The 17,802-nt window shown below is 41.6% G+C and carries 20 protein-coding genes and 1 other annotated feature; of the genes, 11 read left to right on the top strand and 9 right to left on the bottom strand.

All coding sequences use genetic code 11. The features are described 5' to 3' along the window. Nucleotides 1-10 precede the first annotated feature (10 nt). Both WD019_RS12570 and WD019_RS12565 read right to left on the bottom strand, forming a co-directional pair. Nucleotides 11-271, bottom strand: coding sequence for a spore coat protein CotJB (locus tag WD019_RS12570; RefSeq protein WP_026676655.1), 261 nt, complete (start codon nt 269-271; stop codon nt 11-13). A gap of 14 nt (nt 272-285) precedes the next feature. Further along, nucleotides 286-504, bottom strand: a complete 219-nt coding sequence (locus WD019_RS12565) for a spore coat associated protein CotJA (protein ID WP_026676654.1) — start codon at nt 502-504, stop codon at nt 286-288. A gap of 173 nt (nt 505-677) precedes the next feature. On the opposite strand from WD019_RS12565, the gene WD019_RS12560 reads away from it, so the two are divergent. Beyond that, nucleotides 678-1,049 (top strand): VOC family protein, encoded by a 372-nt coding sequence (locus WD019_RS12560; protein ID WP_425711722.1) that lies wholly within the window; start codon nt 678-680, stop codon nt 1,047-1,049. Here the strand turns inward: WD019_RS12560 and WD019_RS12555 are convergent. Then, on the bottom strand, nt 1,039-1,557 hold the full coding sequence (locus WD019_RS12555) for a gamma carbonic anhydrase family protein (protein WP_425711721.1): 519 nt from the start codon (nt 1,555-1,557) through the stop codon (nt 1,039-1,041). The genes WD019_RS12560 and WD019_RS12555 overlap by 11 nt on opposite strands. Before the next feature lie 78 nt (nt 1,558-1,635). Here WD019_RS12555 and WD019_RS12550 point away from each other — a divergent pair, with 78 nt between their 5' ends. After that, entirely contained in the window at nt 1,636-2,415 is a 780-nt protein-coding gene (locus WD019_RS12550) for a lysophospholipase (RefSeq protein ID WP_425711720.1), read from the top strand. A 37-nt stretch (nt 2,416-2,452) separates the two neighbouring features. Further along, nucleotides 2,453-3,520: a tetraprenyl-beta-curcumene synthase family protein gene (locus tag WD019_RS12545; RefSeq protein ID WP_425711719.1), complete on the top strand. Its 1,068-nt coding sequence runs from the start codon at nt 2,453-2,455 to the stop codon at nt 3,518-3,520. A gap of 33 nt (nt 3,521-3,553) precedes the next feature. Here the strand turns inward: WD019_RS12545 and WD019_RS12540 are convergent, their stop codons facing one another. Continuing rightward, complete coding sequence (locus WD019_RS12540) at nt 3,554-4,126, bottom strand: tRNA (mnm(5)s(2)U34)-methyltransferase (protein WP_026676649.1); 573 nt, start codon at nt 4,124-4,126, stop codon at nt 3,554-3,556. Next, nucleotides 4,123-5,085, bottom strand: a complete 963-nt coding sequence (locus WD019_RS12535; protein ID WP_425711718.1) for a TIGR01212 family radical SAM protein — start codon at nt 5,083-5,085, stop codon at nt 4,123-4,125. Before WD019_RS12535 ends, WD019_RS12540 begins: the two co-directional genes overlap by 4 nt. A gap of 196 nt (nt 5,086-5,281) precedes the next feature. Between WD019_RS12535 and WD019_RS12530 the strand changes: the two genes are divergently transcribed. The 3 genes from WD019_RS12530 to leuS all read left to right on the top strand — a co-directional run bounded on the left by WD019_RS12530 (nt 5,282) and on the right by leuS (nt 10,093). After that, nucleotides 5,282-6,478: an MDR family MFS transporter gene (locus tag WD019_RS12530; protein WP_425711717.1), complete on the top strand. Its 1,197-nt coding sequence runs from the start codon at nt 5,282-5,284 to the stop codon at nt 6,476-6,478. Between the two features lie 115 nt (nt 6,479-6,593). Next, nucleotides 6,594-7,259 carry a site-2 protease family protein gene (locus WD019_RS12525; RefSeq protein ID WP_026676646.1) on the top strand — a complete coding sequence of 222 codons (666 nt, stop codon included), beginning with the start codon at nt 6,594-6,596 and terminating at the stop codon, nt 7,257-7,259. 97 nt (nt 7,260-7,356) lie between these two features. Next, nucleotides 7,357-7,589, top strand: a binding site (T-box leader). 86 nt (nt 7,590-7,675) lie between these two features. Continuing rightward, nucleotides 7,676-10,093, top strand: coding sequence for a leucine--tRNA ligase (gene leuS / locus WD019_RS12520; protein WP_425711716.1), 2,418 nt, complete (start codon nt 7,676-7,678; stop codon nt 10,091-10,093). Between the two features lie 150 nt (nt 10,094-10,243). Here the strand turns inward: leuS and WD019_RS12515 are convergent, their stop codons facing one another. Further along, on the bottom strand, nt 10,244-11,119 hold the full coding sequence (locus WD019_RS12515) for a metallophosphoesterase (protein WP_425711715.1): 876 nt from the start codon (nt 11,117-11,119) through the stop codon (nt 10,244-10,246). A gap of 168 nt (nt 11,120-11,287) precedes the next feature. Here WD019_RS12515 and WD019_RS12510 point away from each other — a divergent pair, with 168 nt between their 5' ends. After that, complete coding sequence (locus WD019_RS12510) at nt 11,288-11,593, top strand: rhodanese-like domain-containing protein (RefSeq protein WP_026676643.1); 306 nt, start codon at nt 11,288-11,290, stop codon at nt 11,591-11,593. Between the two features lie 120 nt (nt 11,594-11,713). Continuing rightward, nucleotides 11,714-11,905, top strand: a complete 192-nt coding sequence (locus tag WD019_RS12505) for a sporulation protein Cse60 (protein ID WP_026676642.1) — start codon at nt 11,714-11,716, stop codon at nt 11,903-11,905. Between the two features lie 24 nt (nt 11,906-11,929). Here WD019_RS12505 and WD019_RS12500 read toward each other — a convergent pair whose 3' ends face one another. Then, the gene (locus WD019_RS12500) at nt 11,930-13,195 is read right to left on the bottom strand and encodes an NAD(P)/FAD-dependent oxidoreductase (RefSeq protein ID WP_425711714.1); all 1,266 of its coding nucleotides are present in this window, start codon (nt 13,193-13,195) and stop codon (nt 11,930-11,932) included. A 195-nt stretch (nt 13,196-13,390) separates the two neighbouring features. On the opposite strand from WD019_RS12500, the gene WD019_RS12495 reads away from it, so the two are divergent. Then, nucleotides 13,391-15,022 (top strand): putative polysaccharide biosynthesis protein, encoded by a 1,632-nt coding sequence (locus WD019_RS12495; RefSeq protein ID WP_425711713.1) that lies wholly within the window; start codon nt 13,391-13,393, stop codon nt 15,020-15,022. 120 nt (nt 15,023-15,142) lie between these two features. Here WD019_RS12495 and WD019_RS12490 read toward each other — a convergent pair whose 3' ends face one another. Then, on the bottom strand, nt 15,143-15,568 hold the full coding sequence (locus tag WD019_RS12490) for a DUF6884 domain-containing protein (protein WP_035350093.1): 426 nt from the start codon (nt 15,566-15,568) through the stop codon (nt 15,143-15,145). A 109-nt stretch (nt 15,569-15,677) separates the two neighbouring features. On the opposite strand from WD019_RS12490, the gene WD019_RS12485 reads away from it, so the two are divergent. Both WD019_RS12485 and WD019_RS12480 read left to right on the top strand, forming a co-directional pair. Next, nucleotides 15,678-16,388, top strand: coding sequence for a pseudouridine synthase (locus WD019_RS12485; protein ID WP_425711712.1), 711 nt, complete (start codon nt 15,678-15,680; stop codon nt 16,386-16,388). Nucleotides 16,389-16,478: 90 nt separating this feature from the next. Next, nucleotides 16,479-17,132, top strand: a complete 654-nt coding sequence (locus WD019_RS12480) for a PRC-barrel domain-containing protein (protein ID WP_425711711.1) — start codon at nt 16,479-16,481, stop codon at nt 17,130-17,132. A 59-nt stretch (nt 17,133-17,191) separates the two neighbouring features. On the opposite strand, the gene WD019_RS12475 is transcribed toward WD019_RS12480, so the two are convergent. Next, nucleotides 17,192-17,410 (bottom strand): DeoR family transcriptional regulator, encoded by a 219-nt coding sequence (locus tag WD019_RS12475; protein ID WP_026676637.1) that lies wholly within the window; start codon nt 17,408-17,410, stop codon nt 17,192-17,194. Nucleotides 17,411-17,802: the final 392 nt, after the last annotated feature.

The raw sequence follows: 17,802 nt of genomic DNA, 5'->3' as shown, positions 1-17,802 counted from the left end.
GAATCAGAAGTTAAAGTTGCCACGGCCATGGTGGGCTGTCCCAGTTCCACGGGGCACCGGCATAGCTGTTGCCAAACTGTTGAAGCGGGCCGTATTTCGATTCAATTGCGCGTTTCAGCTTTTTTCTCGTTTGTGCAAATTGATTAAATTGATGAATGGAGTTTGTATCTTCAGGGTGTGTATCAAGATAAAGAGTTAATTCCACTAATACAAAATCAACGGCTTGCAGTTCTTCCATCAATTGATAAAATTCTGCAGGTAATTGGGCCATGTCATCTCACCCCTTTACGATTTTCTTTCATAAGGATTTTCATAATAATCATAAAAGGCGGGCCATAACGTTCCTTTTTTTAATGCTTCTTTCGGGGAGAATTGTTCAAGATTATAAGGCTGAAACCCCATATAAAGGTTTGGCGGGGTAGAATAATACTTTTTTCCGATCGGATCACACGGATCATACGGACTATGATAGGGAATGTACGTTTTTGTTCCTTTAGTGTTCATGCCTGGCTTGCACCTCCTGTTTTTCATTCTCTATTATTTCTATTAGGAGGACTTTTCCAACATGACAAAAAATCGCTAACAAAAGATTGTTGAGAAGGTAAAAATTCAATCATTTATATGGAAGTATGGTAAAATAAGTGATTACCAGGGTTGGAAAATAAGGAGTGGATGGAATGTACGAAGGAATTCATCATGTGTCATTGCTTGTTACCGACTTGAAAAAGGCATTGTATTTTTATGAAGGTATACTTGGATTCAAGCAAAGCAAGGAACGTCCCCAATTCGACTTTCCGGGTGTTTGGTATGATTTTGGCAACACACAATTGCATTTAATTGTTCATCCAAACGGAAAAGCGCGAAGGGGGACGACGGACCTGGACAGCCGGGATGGCCATTTTGCCATACGGGTGAAGGATATGGATAAGTTATTGAAAATTCTTGATCATCATCAAATTCCTTATTTAAATAAAACGAACAGCCAGACAGGATGGCATCAAGTGTTTGTTTGTGATCCTGACGGCAATCAAATTGAGTTTAACGCTTAGATTGCAATGATTTATAATATTGACCTTTTTCCTTGTATTCACGGCGAATTCGGTTCATATCCTGTATGTCTTCCGGGGTTAATTCACGAATAACTTTTGCCGGGCGTCCGAAGGCCAATGTATTGGGCGGGATTTTCTTTCCTTGAGAAACAAGGCTCCCCGCTCCAATAAAGGCACCTTCACCGATTTCAGCGCCATCCAAAATGAGTGAACCCATGCCAATTAAGGCGTTTTGTCTGATCATGCAGCTATGTAATATAACACTATGTCCAACCGTCACACCGTCCTCGAGAATAAGCGGCTTGTTCGGGCTCTGGTGAAGAACGGAATTGTCCTGGACGTTGACGCCATTTCCAATAATGGTCGGGGCCACATCCCCGCGAATGACAGTATTGAACCAGATCGAGCTATAGTCGCCAATGGTGACATCGCCTGTAATTGTTACATAATCAGCAATAAAAGCGGTTTTACTAATAACAGGATTTTTATCATGAAAAGGGTAAATCATCGTCTCACATCCTCAATTTTTTTTGACTCTTATATTAGTTTACCAAAGTGAAAAATATAACAGAAGGGGGTAAAGAATATGTGGCGATGGGAATCAAAAGAACAAGCGAAAGGAGTCGTTGTGATTGTTCATGGTGCTGGAGAGTATCACGGCCGCTATGAATGGGTTATAAGAAAGTTGAATGAGTCAGGGTTTCATTGCATTATGGGCGATTTGCCCGGCCAGGGCACGACAACAAGAAGGAGAGGGCATATTGATTCATTTGATGAATATATAGAGACGATTGAACAGTGGATGCTTGAAGCTAATAAATACCAATTGCCAGTTTTCCTTTTTGGACATAGTCTCGGGGGTCTTGCAACGATCCGTGCGATTACAGAAAAAAGGTTTACAGTCCATGCCGTCGTTCTATCTTCCCCATGTCTTGGACTTGTCAATCCGCCATCCAAAGGGAAGGAAGCATTATCGAGAGTACTTAATAAAATTGCTCCGTCCGTACGGTTTGCAGCCAATATTGAGCCTGAAAGTGCAACGAGAAATGAAGAAGTAAGGTTAAGGGACGCGGAAGATACGCTACTTGTAAAAAAAGTATCGGTTAGATGGTATAGAGAGTTAGTTCAAGCAATGAAAATCGCCAATGAAACGGTGAAGCGTTTCCCGGATGTTCCGCTTTTAATCATGCAGGCGGGAGAAGATCGCATTGTCAATAAATACGAAGTGCGCGGATGGTTTAATCGGTTAGAGTTAACAGAAAAGGCGTATAAAGAATATCCAAAGCTATATCATGAAGTGTTAAATGAGCCGGAGCGCGATGACGTTTTTCGTTATTTTGTGACGTATTTATCCATGCATTTATAGTAGGGAGACAATTGGTTTGGAGCAAGGAGTGAAAAGAATGAATGTACCGGAGCAGCCATGGACACTTATGTATAGAATTTACCGCGATATCTTTCCAACTGTCTCCTTTTATCTTAGGAAATGGAAAGAGCGAGCGAATACGATTCCGAATGAAGAATTAAGAAAACAAGCACTCGCCAGCATTGACACAAAAACGTTCCACTGTGAAGGCGGTTCCATTTTTGCATTGCTATCCGGCGAACATAAAGATGAGGTTATTCGTTTTGTCGTCGCTTATCAAACGATCAGCGATTATCTTGATAATTTATGTGACCGCAGTACGTCTCTTGACCCGGTTGATTTTGAAGCATTGCACGAGTCAATGATTCATGCGCTAACACCGGGCGCCATTCATGTGAACTATTATCGATATCGTGCGGAACAAGATGATGGCGGTTATTTATCAGCACTTGTAGAGACATGCCAGGATGTTTTAGAAAAAGCACCGAAGTTTCATTTCATACAAGATGCATTAATTGAATTGGCCCGTTACTATTGCGACCTGCAAGTTCATAAACATGTGAAGGTTGATGAACGGGTTCCTCGATTAAAGGCGTGGCATTCGAAGCATCAAAAGTCTTTGCCGGAAATGAGCTGGTATGAGTTTTCGGCCTGTGCCGGCTCTACACTCGGAATTTTTTGTTTAGTGTCATATGCATTTGGCAATCAATGTTCGAAAGAGTTGGTACATACAGTTAAGGAAGGTTACTTCCCTTGGGTTCAGGGCCTCCATATTTTGCTTGATTACTTAGTCGATCAAGAAGAAGATCGATTAGGAGGGGATTTGAACTTTTGTTCATACTATGATAACAATCAGCATTTACTGGAGCGTTTTACCCACTTTGTCAAACAGGCCGACAAAAGCATTCGCGCTCTTCCGAACTATAAATTTCACCGGCTGATCAATCGCGGCCTTCTTGGCATATACTTAGCGGATCAAAAAGTAAGGAAAGATCAGCAAACGAAAGAAGCGGCAGATAAAATTATTCGACTTGGCGGCGGCTCAACTTTATTTTTTTATTTAAACAGAAAACTGTACGAACGACTGAAGATGTCATCAGGATAAGAAAAGCTCTTTCCTCGCCCAAAGGAAAGAGCTTTATCTTTTTTCAATCGCCACGATAAACGGCGGATTGTTTTTTTGATTAATGAATCCGTATTGGAGAACGTGAACAGCTTGTTGATCAAGGCTCTTGACATATGCCATTACTTCATCCCGTTCGACCTTCCCCTGTTCATGTCCATGATAAATGACAAGAACGATAACCGCTTCTTTTCCCATTAGCTCAAGAAGACTTTCAATTGCAGAAATGGTCGAGTCGCCTTTTGTTACGATCGTTTTATTCCCGCCGGGAAGATAACCGAGATTAAACACAGCGCCTTTTATTTTCCCTTTCATCGTGTCAGGAATATAGTTTTTCAATTCGGCGTGTGAAGCGTGGAATAAGGTTACGTTCTGGCGGCAGTTATTAACTTCCAGTTTATGATTCGTGGCCGCGATTGCCTCAATTTGAATGTCGAATCCGAAAACATGGCCATCTTTTCCGACAAGTCTGGCTAAAAAGAGTGTATCATTGCCGTTACCGCAAGTCGCATCGACCGCAATATCACCTTCCCCGACAGCTGAGGCAAGCAACGTTCTTGCAAAAGGTAATATTCCTTGTAGCTTCATTGCACTTTCACCACAGGTTGATAAAATTTGCCTTGAAAACTATCTCTTCGTTTTAATTCATCTTCAATCGCATTCAAGACTTCCCATTTCTTTAAGCTCCACATCGGTCCGATCATCAAGTCGGGAGGTCCGTCGCCTGTCAACCGGTGGATCATCATATCCGGCGGCAAAATTTCAAGCTGGTCACAAACAAGCCCGACATACGTATCGAAATCGAGAAACTCTAATAGTCCTTGTTCGTACTGTTTGACCATTGGCGTTTTCTTTAATAAATGCAAAAGATGAATCTTGATTCCTTGAACATCCAATTTTGCTACTTCACGGGCCGTTTCCATCATCATTTCCGGTGTTTCAAGCGGCAGGCCGTTAATAATGTGGGAACAGACGCGAATGTTATGCTTTCGGAGTTTATTGACGCCTTCAACATATGTTGGATAATCATGTGCCCGGTTAATAAGGAGAGCTGTACGCTCATGAACGGTTTGAAGGCCAAGTTCGACCCAGAGGTACGTCCGTTTATTTAATTCGGCAAGATATTCGACCACATCATCAGGTAGACAGTCCGGGCGCGTTGCGATTGAAAGGCCGACGACACCTTCTTGTTCGAGAATCGTTTCATACATCTCCTTCAGCTTTTCTACAGGAGCATACGTATTGGAAAACGCCTGAAAGTACCCGAGATATTTTCCTTTTTTCCACTTTTGATGCATTCTCTCTTTTACGGTATTAAATTGAGTAATAATATCGTCCCGGCGATCTCCGGCAAAATCACCGGATCCACTCTGGGAGCAAAAGGTGCATCCACCATAAGCTACCTTGCCGTCCCGATTCGGGCAATCAAAACCGCCATCAAGCGGAATTTTAATAATTTTTTCACCAAAGTGCTCCTTTAAATGTTGATTCCATGTATAAAAACGCTTATCGCCAAAGTGTGCTGGAACTTTTGTTACGTGAGCCACAACAAACAACTCCTTTCCATAGTAATGCTTTTGTTGAAAATAGAAAAAAGCACTACCTGCCATTGTAACATGCCAGTCTCCATATTCCAAACGGATGAGAACGAGATAATTTTTGGAAATGGAGTAAAGTTAATTGTCATTGAATAGAAAAAGAACTACAATACAGAAGGATATTGGAGAAGTGGGGGAGAGCATCATGCCAAAAGCAGTCTGGCTCTTAGTGATCGGAATGATGATTAATGTAACAGGAACATCGTTTTTATGGCCGGTAAATACGATCTACATGCATGACCATCTGGGAAGATCATTAACGGTTGCAGGAATTGTTCTTATGTTGAACTCGGGTGCGGGAGTAATCGGCAATTTAATCGGAGGAACGTTGTTTGATAAATTTGGCGGGTATAAAACCGTTATCATTGGATTAAGCATTACTACGGCATCATTAATTACTCTTGTATTTTTTCACAGCTTTCTACCGTATGCGATATTGCTCACCATTATCGGGTTTGGAAGCGGCGTTACGTTTCCGGCGATGTTTGCCATGGCGGGAACGGTTTGGAAAGAAGGGGGAAGAAAAGCTTTTAATGCCATATATGTTGCGCAAAACGTCGGCGTTGCGGTCGGTGCCGCAATTGGCGGTTTAGCAGCTTCAATTTCTTTTGAATGGTCTTTTATCGGCAATACGCTATTAGTGATCGTCTTTTTGCTTTTGGTCATTTTTGGTTATAGGGGCATGGGAACTGCTCTCCATGCGGTATCACCGGAAAGTGTGCTTACCCAAAACAAACGAATTAAAAACAAAAGCGTATTCAAAGCATTGCTTGTTTTATGTACGGGGTATTTGTTGGCTTGGATTTGTTATGTTCAATGGACTTCCTCTATAGCCTCACACACTCAGGAAATTGGCATCGACCTTAAGCAATATAGTTTATTATGGACGGTCAACGGTGCTGTTATTGTCCTCGGGCAGCCTTTTTTGAATGTAGTCTTGAAAAAGTGGATTCATTCATCAAAAGCACAAATTATGATAGGTTATTCTATTTTTATCGTCTCGTTTATCGTCGTCAGTACCGCTCACGCGTTTAGCGGATTTTTAATAGCCATGCTGATTTTAACAATTGGGGAAATGTTTGTCTGGCCGGGCATCCCTTCTATCGCAAATGAACTTGCACCTGACGGCCGGGCGGGATTTTATCAAGGAGTTGTCAACAGCACGGCAACGGCTGGTAGAATGATCGGCCCGGTTTTTGGTGGAGTTATTGTTGACCAATTTGGTATGAATACACTTTTTGGCATCATTTTTGGATTTTTTATTCTATCGATGCTAGTAACCCAGGCGTTTGATCGCCTGATCCCTTCTATCAAAGTAAAAGAGAAGCCTCTGGATATTTAAATAATGAAGTCCGCTGTTTCGTTTAACAGCGGATTTTAATTTCGTATTTTGTCAATAGGAATATAGAAGGTGATCGCTTATAATAAATAGGAAACTAAATCGTTGGGAGAGAATTATGGAACAATTTTTAGCTTTTTCGTTGCAAGAGTTGCCTTATGTAATTATTGCTTTTGTCATCGGGTTTACCGTCCATGAATACGCCCATGCACTCGTCGCTTATAAATGCGGGGATCCGACGGCAAAAAATTTAGGAAGATTGACGCTCTCGCCGGTGTCACATATCGATCCGATTGGCACGATATTGATTCTAATTGCCGGTTTTGGCTGGGCAAGACCTGTTCCGGTTGACCGCCGAAACTTTAAACGGCCGCACCTTCATAGCATTCTTGTTTCCATCGCTGGCCCTTTAAGCAATTTAATCGTTGCGTTCATCGGTATTATTGTGTTTTATGCCCTTTTTCATACTGGCATTTTACAAAACGTATCATTAGATAAATTGCAAATGATCAATGATTTAATTACGAATATTATTAAATTGAATGTCCTTTTATTCGTTTTCAATTTATTTCCGCTTCCACCGCTCGACGGTTATCGCGTGCTGGAGGAACTGGCCCCGGATACAATCAGGCAGGCGATGATGCGTTTTGAACACTTTGGTATTTTGCTTTTCTTCATTATCATCATAACACCATTAAACCAATATTTTTTCAATGTTTTGCAAAACGCGATCACAGTCGTCATTAGCAGCTTGACTTCGATTGTATATCCTTTCTTTAGCTGATGTATAAAATATGCTAGTTCAGGCGAAACTGTTTTTAAATTTTCTTGACATTTTTCTGTAACATTCATAAAATACTAATTAATAATAATGATGAATTGAAAAGACGATGATGAGGAGTAGTAAATAAGAACAGGGAAGTAGAGAATTGACGGTCGGTGCAAGTCAATCCCGGATCTTTTTGAACTCGCCTCGAAGTTGCAAGTGTGAAAATGCAAAGTAATGCTTGCCGTATATCCGCGTTAAGGGAAATTGAGCGAGCGCTCAGCTTGAGTGCTAATGTGGGTGGTACCGCGGCAGGTTTTTTGAATGAAACAACCTTTCGTCCCTATTATTGGGACGGGAGGTTTTTTTAATTCTAACAATAAGATCGCTCGCAAGGAGCAGTGTAAGTCAATAAGATGGAGGAGAGTTTACCTATGTATTACAACCACAGAAAAATAGAGGCGAAATGGCAAGCCTATTGGGAAAAAAATAAAACGTTCAAAACGAAGGATGAGATCGGCAAAAAGAAATTTTATGCGCTAGACATGTTTCCTTATCCTTCTGGTGCCGGACTTCATGTCGGACATCCGGAAGGCTATACGGCGACAGATATCGTTTCTCGTATGAAGCGGATGCAAGATTATAATGTCCTTCATCCAATGGGGTGGGACGCATTCGGTCTTCCTGCCGAACAATACGCGCTTGATACCGGGAACAATCCGGCAGAATTTACAGAGAAAAATATAAATACGTTCCGCCGGCAAATTAAAGAGCTCGGTTTTTCATACGATTGGGACCGCGAAATCAACACGACAGATCCAAATTATTACAAATGGACGCAGTGGATTTTCATTCAATTGTTTAAAAAAGGCCTTGCTTATGTGGACGAAGTGCCGGTGAACTGGTGTGAAGCATTAGGAACGGTTCTTGCAAATGAAGAGGTCATCGATGGGAAAAGTGAACGCGGCGGACATCCGGTCGTTCGTAAGCCGATGAGACAATGGATGTTGAAAATTACCGCTTATGCTGACCGGCTACTTGAAGACCTTGAAGAACTTGACTGGCCGGAAAGCTTGAAAGAAATGCAACGCAATTGGATCGGACGTTCTGAAGGGGCTGAAGTGCACTTTGCGATCGACGGCCATGACAAAGAAGTGACTGTATTTACGACCCGTCCGGATACATTGTTCGGAGCGACGTATATGGTGCTTGCACCGGAACATCGTTACGTTGATGAAATTACGACAGACGAGCAGAAAGAAGCTGTACAAACGTATAAAGAAAAAGTGGCGTCGAAATCCGATCTTGAACGGACTGAGCTTTCAAAAGAGAAGACCGGCGTATTTACCGGGGCTTATGCGATTAACCCGGTAAACGGCAAGAAAATTCCGGTTTGGATCGCCGATTATGTGCTAGCAAGCTACGGAACAGGCGCAATTATGGCGGTCCCGGCGCATGATGAGCGTGACTATGAATTTGCGAAAAAGTTTGACTTGCCTATTATCGAAGTCGTTAAAGGCGGGGACGTTTCAAAAGCCGCTTATACGGAGGACGGAGAACTCGTTAACTCTGAATTTCTTAACGGTCTTAGAAAAGATGAAGCGATTCAAAGAATGATCGCCTGGCTTGAAGAAACAGGAAAAGGCGAAAAGAAAGTCACATACCGCCTTCGCGATTGGTTGTTCTCGCGCCAGCGCTACTGGGGCGAGCCCATTCCGGTCATTCACTGGGAAGACGGAACAATGACAACTGTTCCTGAAGAAGAGCTTCCGCTTACATTGCCTCAAGTGGATGAAATTAAGCCTTCCGGAACTGGAGAATCGCCACTTGCAAATGTTGAAGATTGGGTGAATGTCGTTGACCCGGTAACCGGTAAAAAAGGCCGCCGCGAAACGAACACAATGCCGCAATGGGCGGGCAGCTGCTGGTATTACCTTCGCTACATCGACCCTAATAATAGCGAAAAGCTGGCCGATCCAGAAAAATTAAAGCACTGGCTTCCGGTCGATATTTATATCGGAGGTGCTGAACATGCGGTCCTTCACCTATTGTATGCCCGTTTCTGGCATAAAGTGCTTTATGATCTTGGTGTAGTTTCAACGAAGGAACCGTTCCAGCGTCTATTCAACCAGGGCATGATTCTTGGTGAAAACAATGAAAAAATGAGCAAATCGAAAGGGAATGTCGTCAACCCTGACGAAATTATCGCGAGCCACGGAGCAGACACGCTAAGATTGTATGAAATGTTCATGGGACCGCTTGACGCATCCATCGCCTGGAGCACGACAGGGTTAGATGGTGCCCGCCGATTCCTTGACCGTGTATGGCGATTATATGTAACTGAAGAAGGTGAGCTTCATCCGGCGATTCAAGAGGTCGAACCGACTGAAGCGTTCGAGCGAGTGTATCATCAAACGGTGAAGAAAGTAACGGAAGATTTTGAAGGACTTCGCTTTAATACAGCTATTTCACAATTGATGGTATTTATCAATGAGGCAAATAAGCAAGAGCGATTGCCGAAAGAGATCATGGAAGGTTTCGTGAAGCTATTGTCCCCAATCGCTCCGCACATTTGTGAAGAGCTATGGGAGAAGCTAGGGCACAATGAAACAATCGCCTATAGCTCATGGCCAATCTGGGATGAGTCGAAGCTCGTTGAGAAAGAAATCGAAATCGTTATACAAATTAACGGGAAAGTGAAAGCGAAGATTAATGTTCCTGCTGATTTGAAGAAAGAGGAAATGGAAGAAGTTGCGTTGAACCATGAAAGCGTACAAAGCAACATTGAAGGAAAAACGGTTCGTAAAGTGATCGCCGTACCAGGCAAACTCGTCAATATTGTTGCGAATTAAGTCCAAAAGACCGCTTATAATGAGCGGTCTTTTCCTTTGGCGGAATACTGCCTTAAATCGGCGAAATTATAACCAATTTCGGCGGAAATATTATTGGAATTGGCGGAATAATGAGTAGAAGATGGGTTTCCTGCAAACTAAAAAGACCGCTCACCTGCGGTCTTTAGCTTTTTCAAGGGTAATGAGCGTGATCTCGGGGCGGCATAAAAAACGAATAGGCAAATGGGTCGTTCCTAATCCCCGGTTCGTGTACACTTGCAAGTTAGAATGATTCACCCGGTATAATCCTGAAACGTAATTTTTTCCGAGGTCAGGAGTAAGAATTGGCCCGACAAATGGAAGACGGACTTGTCCGCCATGAGTATGGCCGGAGAGCTGTAGATCAATCCGGTATCGGCTACTAATCTCGGCAATATCAGGTTCGTGGGACAATAGAATGTGGCACGCATTATCCGGAACGTTTGCTGTTGCTTTTTCAAGAGATGGATACCCGAACAGGCTGTCATCAATCCCGCTTATAAATAGAAGATCTCGCTTTTTGCTAACTACCGTATTTTCATTAATTAATAACTGAAATCCCGACTGTCTAAGTCCTTGGGATACCCGATCAACTCCGGCCATATAGTCATGGTTCCCTAAAACAGCTAACTTGCCTAATGGAGCTTTAAGGTGCTGCAAGGCAGAAATTGAACCAGGCAATGAATCTAGCGAATGAATAGTATCAAGCAAATCACCTGTAAAACAAATAAGGTCGCCCTTTAACCGATTGATAATTTGCACGATTTTCGGTAAATGTCCGGGCTGAAAATGAAAGCCGAGATGAATATCGCTAAAATGGATGATCTTAAATCCATCAAAAGCAGGAGGAAGGTTATTTATTTTAATATGAACTTTTTTTATTTCAATCCAAAACGGCTCGATTAAAGTAGAATAAGAGCCGGTTGCTAAAATAACAGCTGCACCAAGAAGCAATTTTTTACTTTTTTTTAAAAACTGTCTGCGTGTAATTCGTGGTTCGGGATTCATTCCATCCTCCGGGGAAATTAATGATTGTTTACATTATATCAACAAAACTAATAAGAATGTTCGAATATGAATAGTTTTAAAAATGAATTCAAACTTCAGCTGCAAACTTGACTTTCATCCTCTGAACATGAAAAATAAAGGAATGAAAACAAATGGAAGGATGATAAAATGGAACAACAAGTACCGACAATTACAACAGACGAAGTAAAAGAACTTTTGAAAGAAGGTAAAAAAGTATCTCTTATCGACGTTCGTGAAGATGAAGAGGTAGCGGAAGGGAAAATTCCGGAAGCGAAGCATATCAAAATGGGCGATATTCCGGAACGTTTGGATGAGATCGACAAAGATGAGGAACATATTATCATTTGCCGTTCCGGTGGACGCAGTGAACGGGTATGCCAGTTCTTGCAGGATCATGGTTATAAGGTAAAAAACATGGTTGGCGGCATGCTGAAATATAATAAAGCGGAGTAAGTTGAAAAACACCTTCTGTATAGTTAGCCAGAAGGTGTTTTTTGATTGCAAAACTAGTCAATTTCCTACAAAGGATTCGACAGGCTCCTGGTTGAAATTTTCATGCAGGAGGTGCTGAAAATGCTCAAAGTGAAGCTGTTTGACGAGGAACATGAGGAAGACCTTGAAGAAGCGGTTAACGCGTTTCTTGAGACGATAACAGAACCCCAGCTTAAAGAGATCCAATACCAGGTTGCCATTAGCGATAGTTTAAAAGACGACGAAGATGAAACGATTTACTCGTATTCCGCAATGATCATTTATCGAGAATAGGGAAATCGAATAAGCCGACTTCCCTTACATGTTCTTTCCTAACGCTGCATTTGTTCCGGCCAAATGCCCGGTGACGAATGCGACGGTAATGTTGTATCCACCAGTATAGCCGTGAATGTCGAGAATTTCTCCGCAAAAATAAAGCCCGTCTTTTATTTTGGATTCCATCGTCTTCGGATGGATTTCTTTAATCGACACCCCGCCACCCGTCACAAACGCTTTTTCAATGGAAAGCGTACCGTTTACTTGAAATGGAAACTTTTTTAAGAAAGCGACGAATTGGCGCAAGTTTTGTTTCGGCAAATGCTCAAATGTTGTTTCATGCCCGATTTCCGCCCGGTTTAATAAAAACAACAAATAACGTTCAGGCAAAAATCCTTTCAACACGTTTTTGACCGCTTTTTTCGGCTCGTTTTTCAATAGCTTTGTCACTTCTTGAAACAATTCTTCCTCATTCTTATCCGGAAATACATCGAGGCTCATCGTGATCTCATCCACATTGAATTTTTTTCGCGCTTTTACGACAAATTGGCTGCATCTGAGCGCTGTTGGGCCAGAAATGCCGAAATGGGTGAACAACATATCCCCGCGATGCGAAATGATTGGTTTGCCTTTAGGATTCCAGACGGATAACTGAATATCTCTTAATGACAATCCTTGCAACTCTTTTTTCATTATAAATTTCTCTTTTGATGTGATTGGAACTTCTGTCGGATAAAGTTCCGTAATCGTATGACCCGCTTTTTTCGCCCACGCGTAGCCGTCACCCGTCGATCCAGTATGTGGAACGGACTTGCCCCCGACAGCAACGATAACGGCCGAAGCGGATAACACTTCGCCGCTTTTTAAGACAACTTCTTTTTTTCCGGTTTCTAAAAAGTTAATCGTTTTCACAGGAGCATTCGTACGAATTAGTACATTGAGTGATTTTACTTTGTCGAGCAGTGCATCAACGACATCCTTCGCTTTATTGCTGACGGGAAACATCCGCCCATTATCTTCTTCCTTTAACCGGATTCCAAGCCCTTCGAAAAACGCGATAATGTCCTCATTGTTGAAAATTGAAAACGCACTGTATAAAAAGCGGCCATTTCCCGGAATGTGTTTAATGATTTCAGCGACAGGAAGCCGGTTTGTTACATTGCACCGCCCTCCGCCGGAAATGGCAAGCTTTCTTCCAAGTTTATCTCCTTTATCAATGAGCAGCACACGGGCTCCTTGAGTTGCTGCAGCAACGGACGCCATCAACCCTGATGGACCTCCGCCAATAACAATAACGTCTGTTTTCATTACAATCCCACCTATGTATATATAGACAAACGATATCATAGTTTCGCCAAAAAAAGAAATCGACATCTACCGCTTCCAACTAATTTTTTTGTAAGAATTATCGACATTTTTCTCGAATGCGGGAAGATGTGATACAATACTAGTATTGCCTTAAAGAAGACTTCAAGCAGTTTGGTAGTTGTAGGAGAGGAATCAATGTCTCGATTATTAAGAGGAACATTTATATTAACGATTGCAACTTTCTTTTCAAAATTCATTGGGATGATCTATATCGTTCCGTTTACGTATTTAGTCAAATTGAAAGGTGTAGCACTATATACGTATGCGTACAATCCTTATACGATTTTGCTAAGTATTGCGACAATGGGCGTCCCGCTAGCGGTTTCAAAATTTGTTTCCAAGTACAATGCGCTGGGCGATTACAATACAGGGAGAAGGCTTTTAAAAACCGGGTTATTGTTAATGACCTTAACGGGCTTTTTAGCCTTTATCGTTCTATTTACAATTGCTCCATTCCTTTCTTCGCGGATTGTCGGCGGAAGCGGAACGCAGGGGAACAGTCAGGAAGATATTACGTTTGTCATTCGGATGGTCAGCACGGCATTGATCATCGTTCCATCGATGAGCTTAATCCGCGGGTATTTCCAGGGGTTTCAGTCGATGGGTCCGACAGCGGTATCACAAGTTATTGAACAGATCATTCGGATTGTCTTTATCATTGTTGGAAGCTTCGTCGTCATTAAAGTGTTTCATGGTGAAATTACGACGGCTGTAGGGCTTGCTACATTTGCCGCAACGATTGGAGCGGTTGGCGGATTAATTGTGCTTCTCTGGTATTGGAAAAAACGAAGTCCGCATTTGCAAAAACTTTATAAAGAGAATAAAGTAAATTCTAACATTTCACTTGCGCAAATGTATAAAGAAACGATTACTTATGCCATTCCATTCGTTGCGGTCGGCATTGCAATTCCGCTTTATAAAATGGTCGATCAATTTACAGTAGTGAGGGCGCTTGAACAAGACGGATATAAGCAAAGCGCGGCAGAGAATGTTGTCGCCATTGTGACGCAGACCGCTCATCAACTGGTGATGATTCCTGTATCATTGGCAACTGCGTTTGCTCTTACACTGATTCCTATTATTACACAGGCGTATGTAAAGGATGACTATAAGGCTTTAAATAAAAACATTTCGCAAACCTTTCAAATCGTCTTATTTTTAACCGTACCGGCTGCAATTGGCTTGTCTGTCCTTGCTTATCCTGCATACGGCACATTATTTTCGATTAAAGATATGAACCATTTTGGCGGGCAGCTGCTTCAATGGTACTCGCCGACAGCGATCCTTTTTGCATTGTTTACAATTACAGCGGCAATTTTACAGGGCTTGAATAAACAAAAATTTGCATTATTAAGCATGCTGCTCGGTGTTTTATTTAAAATGGTATTTAATGAACCGTTCATTCATTGGTTTGAAGGAATCGGTTCATTAATGGCGACAAATGGCGGTTATATCGTATCAGTCGGCTTGAATTTAGTCGTCATTAAAAAGTATGGGAACTTTTCGTATAAATGGGTGTATCGGAGAACAGTGCTCATCCTTCTCTTTTCGTTTATTATGGCGTTCATCGTGTGGCTCGTGAAAATACCGCTTCTTGCGATGTTTGGCGGGGAATATACAAAATGGAGCTCCATCTTCACTTTAATTGTAGGAGCTGGGCTTGGTGCTCTCGTCTATTTTTTCTTAAGCTACCGATCAGGCTTGCTCGGAATTATATTTGGCGATCGGTTGGCATTTTTGAAAAAAAGAAAACAACAGCGAGGGTAGAAAGCAGGTCGGAGCATCGACCTGCTTTCTTAAAAAGTGAAAAATTGGCATTTCGCCAATTTAGTCTAATCCAACCTCTCACTTCTCACCTCGTAAGAAAAACAAGCGCTATGGTCTTTCTTACTTAATATGTAAGTCATACCAATTAAGCTGTTTTCCTATGCCTAATCCTTCTAACGGAACTTCATAGGCATACCCGTTCTTTTCGAGTTCGGGCTGCAGGAATTCACGGTACACCCAGCCGCCATGAAGGTAGATGATACAAAGATCCGGTCTCTCGAATTCACGGAGTTTGGAAATGACCTTTTTTGCCCATTCTTGTTTTTCTTTTAAGCTGAAATTTTTAATCGAAACATTATAAGGATAAATAAACTGGTTTTTCTGTAAGAGCCCTTCTTTTGCGCTAAATAAATAGAAATCATCATAGTTTTGCACGGCATATCGAACCGACTTTTGAAACAAAGGACTTATGTATAAATCGATAGCGGCTGCAGGCTCGTCCGCTTTTTTTCTTGCCGTTGCAAGCAACCCGATTTTGCGTTTCATAGTTCTTTCCCCCTTATAAGAGTAAAATACCACGTTTCATCCAGTATAAAACATAATTTTACAAATTTATAGGAAAAAATAATCATGACTTATGTATGAGGTGAGATGAGTGCGTCTTGATAAACTTTTATCGAATATGGGCTTCGGCAGTAGAAAAGAAGTCAAGCAGCTTTTAAAGTCAGGGGCGGTACAGGTTGAGGGGACTGTCATAAAAGATGGAAAGACACAAGTCAACCCCGTTGAGCAAACGATTTTTTTACTTGGAGAAAAAGTTGTTTACAAAGAGTTTATTTATTTAATGATGAACAAGCCACAGGGCGTGATTTCTGCAACGGAAGACGTGCAACAAGAGACCGTTATTGATTTGCTTTCAGAAGAGGATAGACATTTTGCCCCATTTCCTGTTGGCCGGTTAGATAAAGATACGGAAGGGCTATTGTTATTAACAAACGATGGGCAACTATCCCACGCTCTTTTATCACCGAAAAAACATGTGCCAAAAACGTACTACGCGATCATTGAAGGACGTGTCGATGAAAATGATGTGTCCGCTTTTAAAGAAGGGGTTCTATTGGACGACGGCTACAAAACAAAGCCGGGAGATTTAACGATCTTGCGTTCGGGGGAGACATCGGAGATTGAACTTGTCATAACTGAGGGGAAATTCCATCAAGTAAAGCGAATGTTTGCGGCCGTCGGAAAGAAAGTGCGATATTTAAAACGAATAAAAATGGGGAATTTGTCCCTTGATGAGTCACTTGAATTAGGGGAATACCGCGAGTTGACAGAGGATGAAGTGGAAGCGTTAAAAGAAAAGTAAGTTTGTAAAAATCTTTTTCGGGGTATATCTTCTTTAAGAGAAGCGATGGGAATGTAAGGGCTTCTGATTAGCTTAAAGGAGGAAAGGTTCATGTTGATCAAAGGGAAAGATCTGTTAAATATGAAAGTTGTACATCAACATACCGGTAAGACAAATATTGAGTTAAGCAGTATTTTACTTAACAAAAATGACTATTCCTTATGTTGTCTGGCCTTTACAGAGAAAGCCCTGATTGAAGAGAGAAAAAAAGAAGCCTTAAATGAACCGGATAACCGATTGGTTGAAAACGTGATTGCAGCGACGAATGGATTAGGTGCAGCAAATGCTGGAATTCCAGGAAGGATGCCGCCGATTGCCGGTCAGGAATATGTAAAAGAGACGTTCTATATACCAGTGGATGAGATCGTTTCGATTGATAATGTTATTTTATATAAAGGGAATGAACGGCAAACCGAAGAAACGGAAAATTGTTTCCCTGCCGGACAATTGAAAAATTGGGAAGTTGAGATGGCCGATGGCGAAAAGATTGGGAAAATTAAAGATATCGTGTTTGAAACAAGATCGATGAAAGCGGTCGGATTTGAGCTTTCCGAAGGGTTCTGGTCGAAATTGTTGGGAGAAGGAACCAAATATATGCCACTGGAAGGAAAAGTGGATTGGCTCAATGAAAAATGGATCGTTTCACCGGTTATGAAGGATCAGTTAGTAGAAGAGATCAATGATATTCCGCTAAAGACAAGATAAGGAAAGCTCCCTGTGTAAAGCATAGGGAGCTTTCCTTAGTAGAAAAACGCTTTAGCGGTTTATGATACTTTAACTTTTTTTGAAGTCGGTTGCCAGATGCCCCGACTAGGACTTTTCACTAAATTATTGTATGCTAATACATTTAAATCGCGTTGGATGGTTCGTTGCGTGATTCCAAATTCTTCAACTAGTTCTCGTGTTGTAACAGTTCCTTTCTTCCGGATAAAAAGATACATGGCTTTAACACGGGTTAACATTCGGTCAGTTGAAGGACTCAAAAAACCACTCCCTACGTTTTTAATGGTTTCATACTACAGTATAGACGCTCTATTGTTAAATAAGTATGAAAAAACTGTTTAATTTTTTCTTGCAATTTCATTATATTTTTTAAAAGTATTAAAAAAGCGAAGAAACCCTCTGTCGGTTCTTCGCTGCTATAGCCCACATCAATGTTCAAAACAAATTAGAGCTAGTATTGACCATTTTTGAACACGTTATTTTCGTAAATTGCATCTCTGGTGATTGTGGCTTGGCAGCTAAAACGACATCCCCGATTTTGGAGCATCTGTTCATCCCATAGACCACACCTCCTATTTACGCGATATTATACAACATAATTAAAGTATTCGCAAATATTATCGGCAAATTTCTACAAATTTTCACAAAAACA

Origin of the sequence: Fictibacillus sp. Mic-4, from assembly GCF_049843615.1 — a bacterium.
Taxonomy (GTDB): domain Bacteria; phylum Bacillota; class Bacilli; order Bacillales; family Fictibacillaceae; genus Fictibacillus_A; species Fictibacillus_A gelatini.
This window is presented reverse-complemented; position numbering and strand designations above follow the sequence as displayed.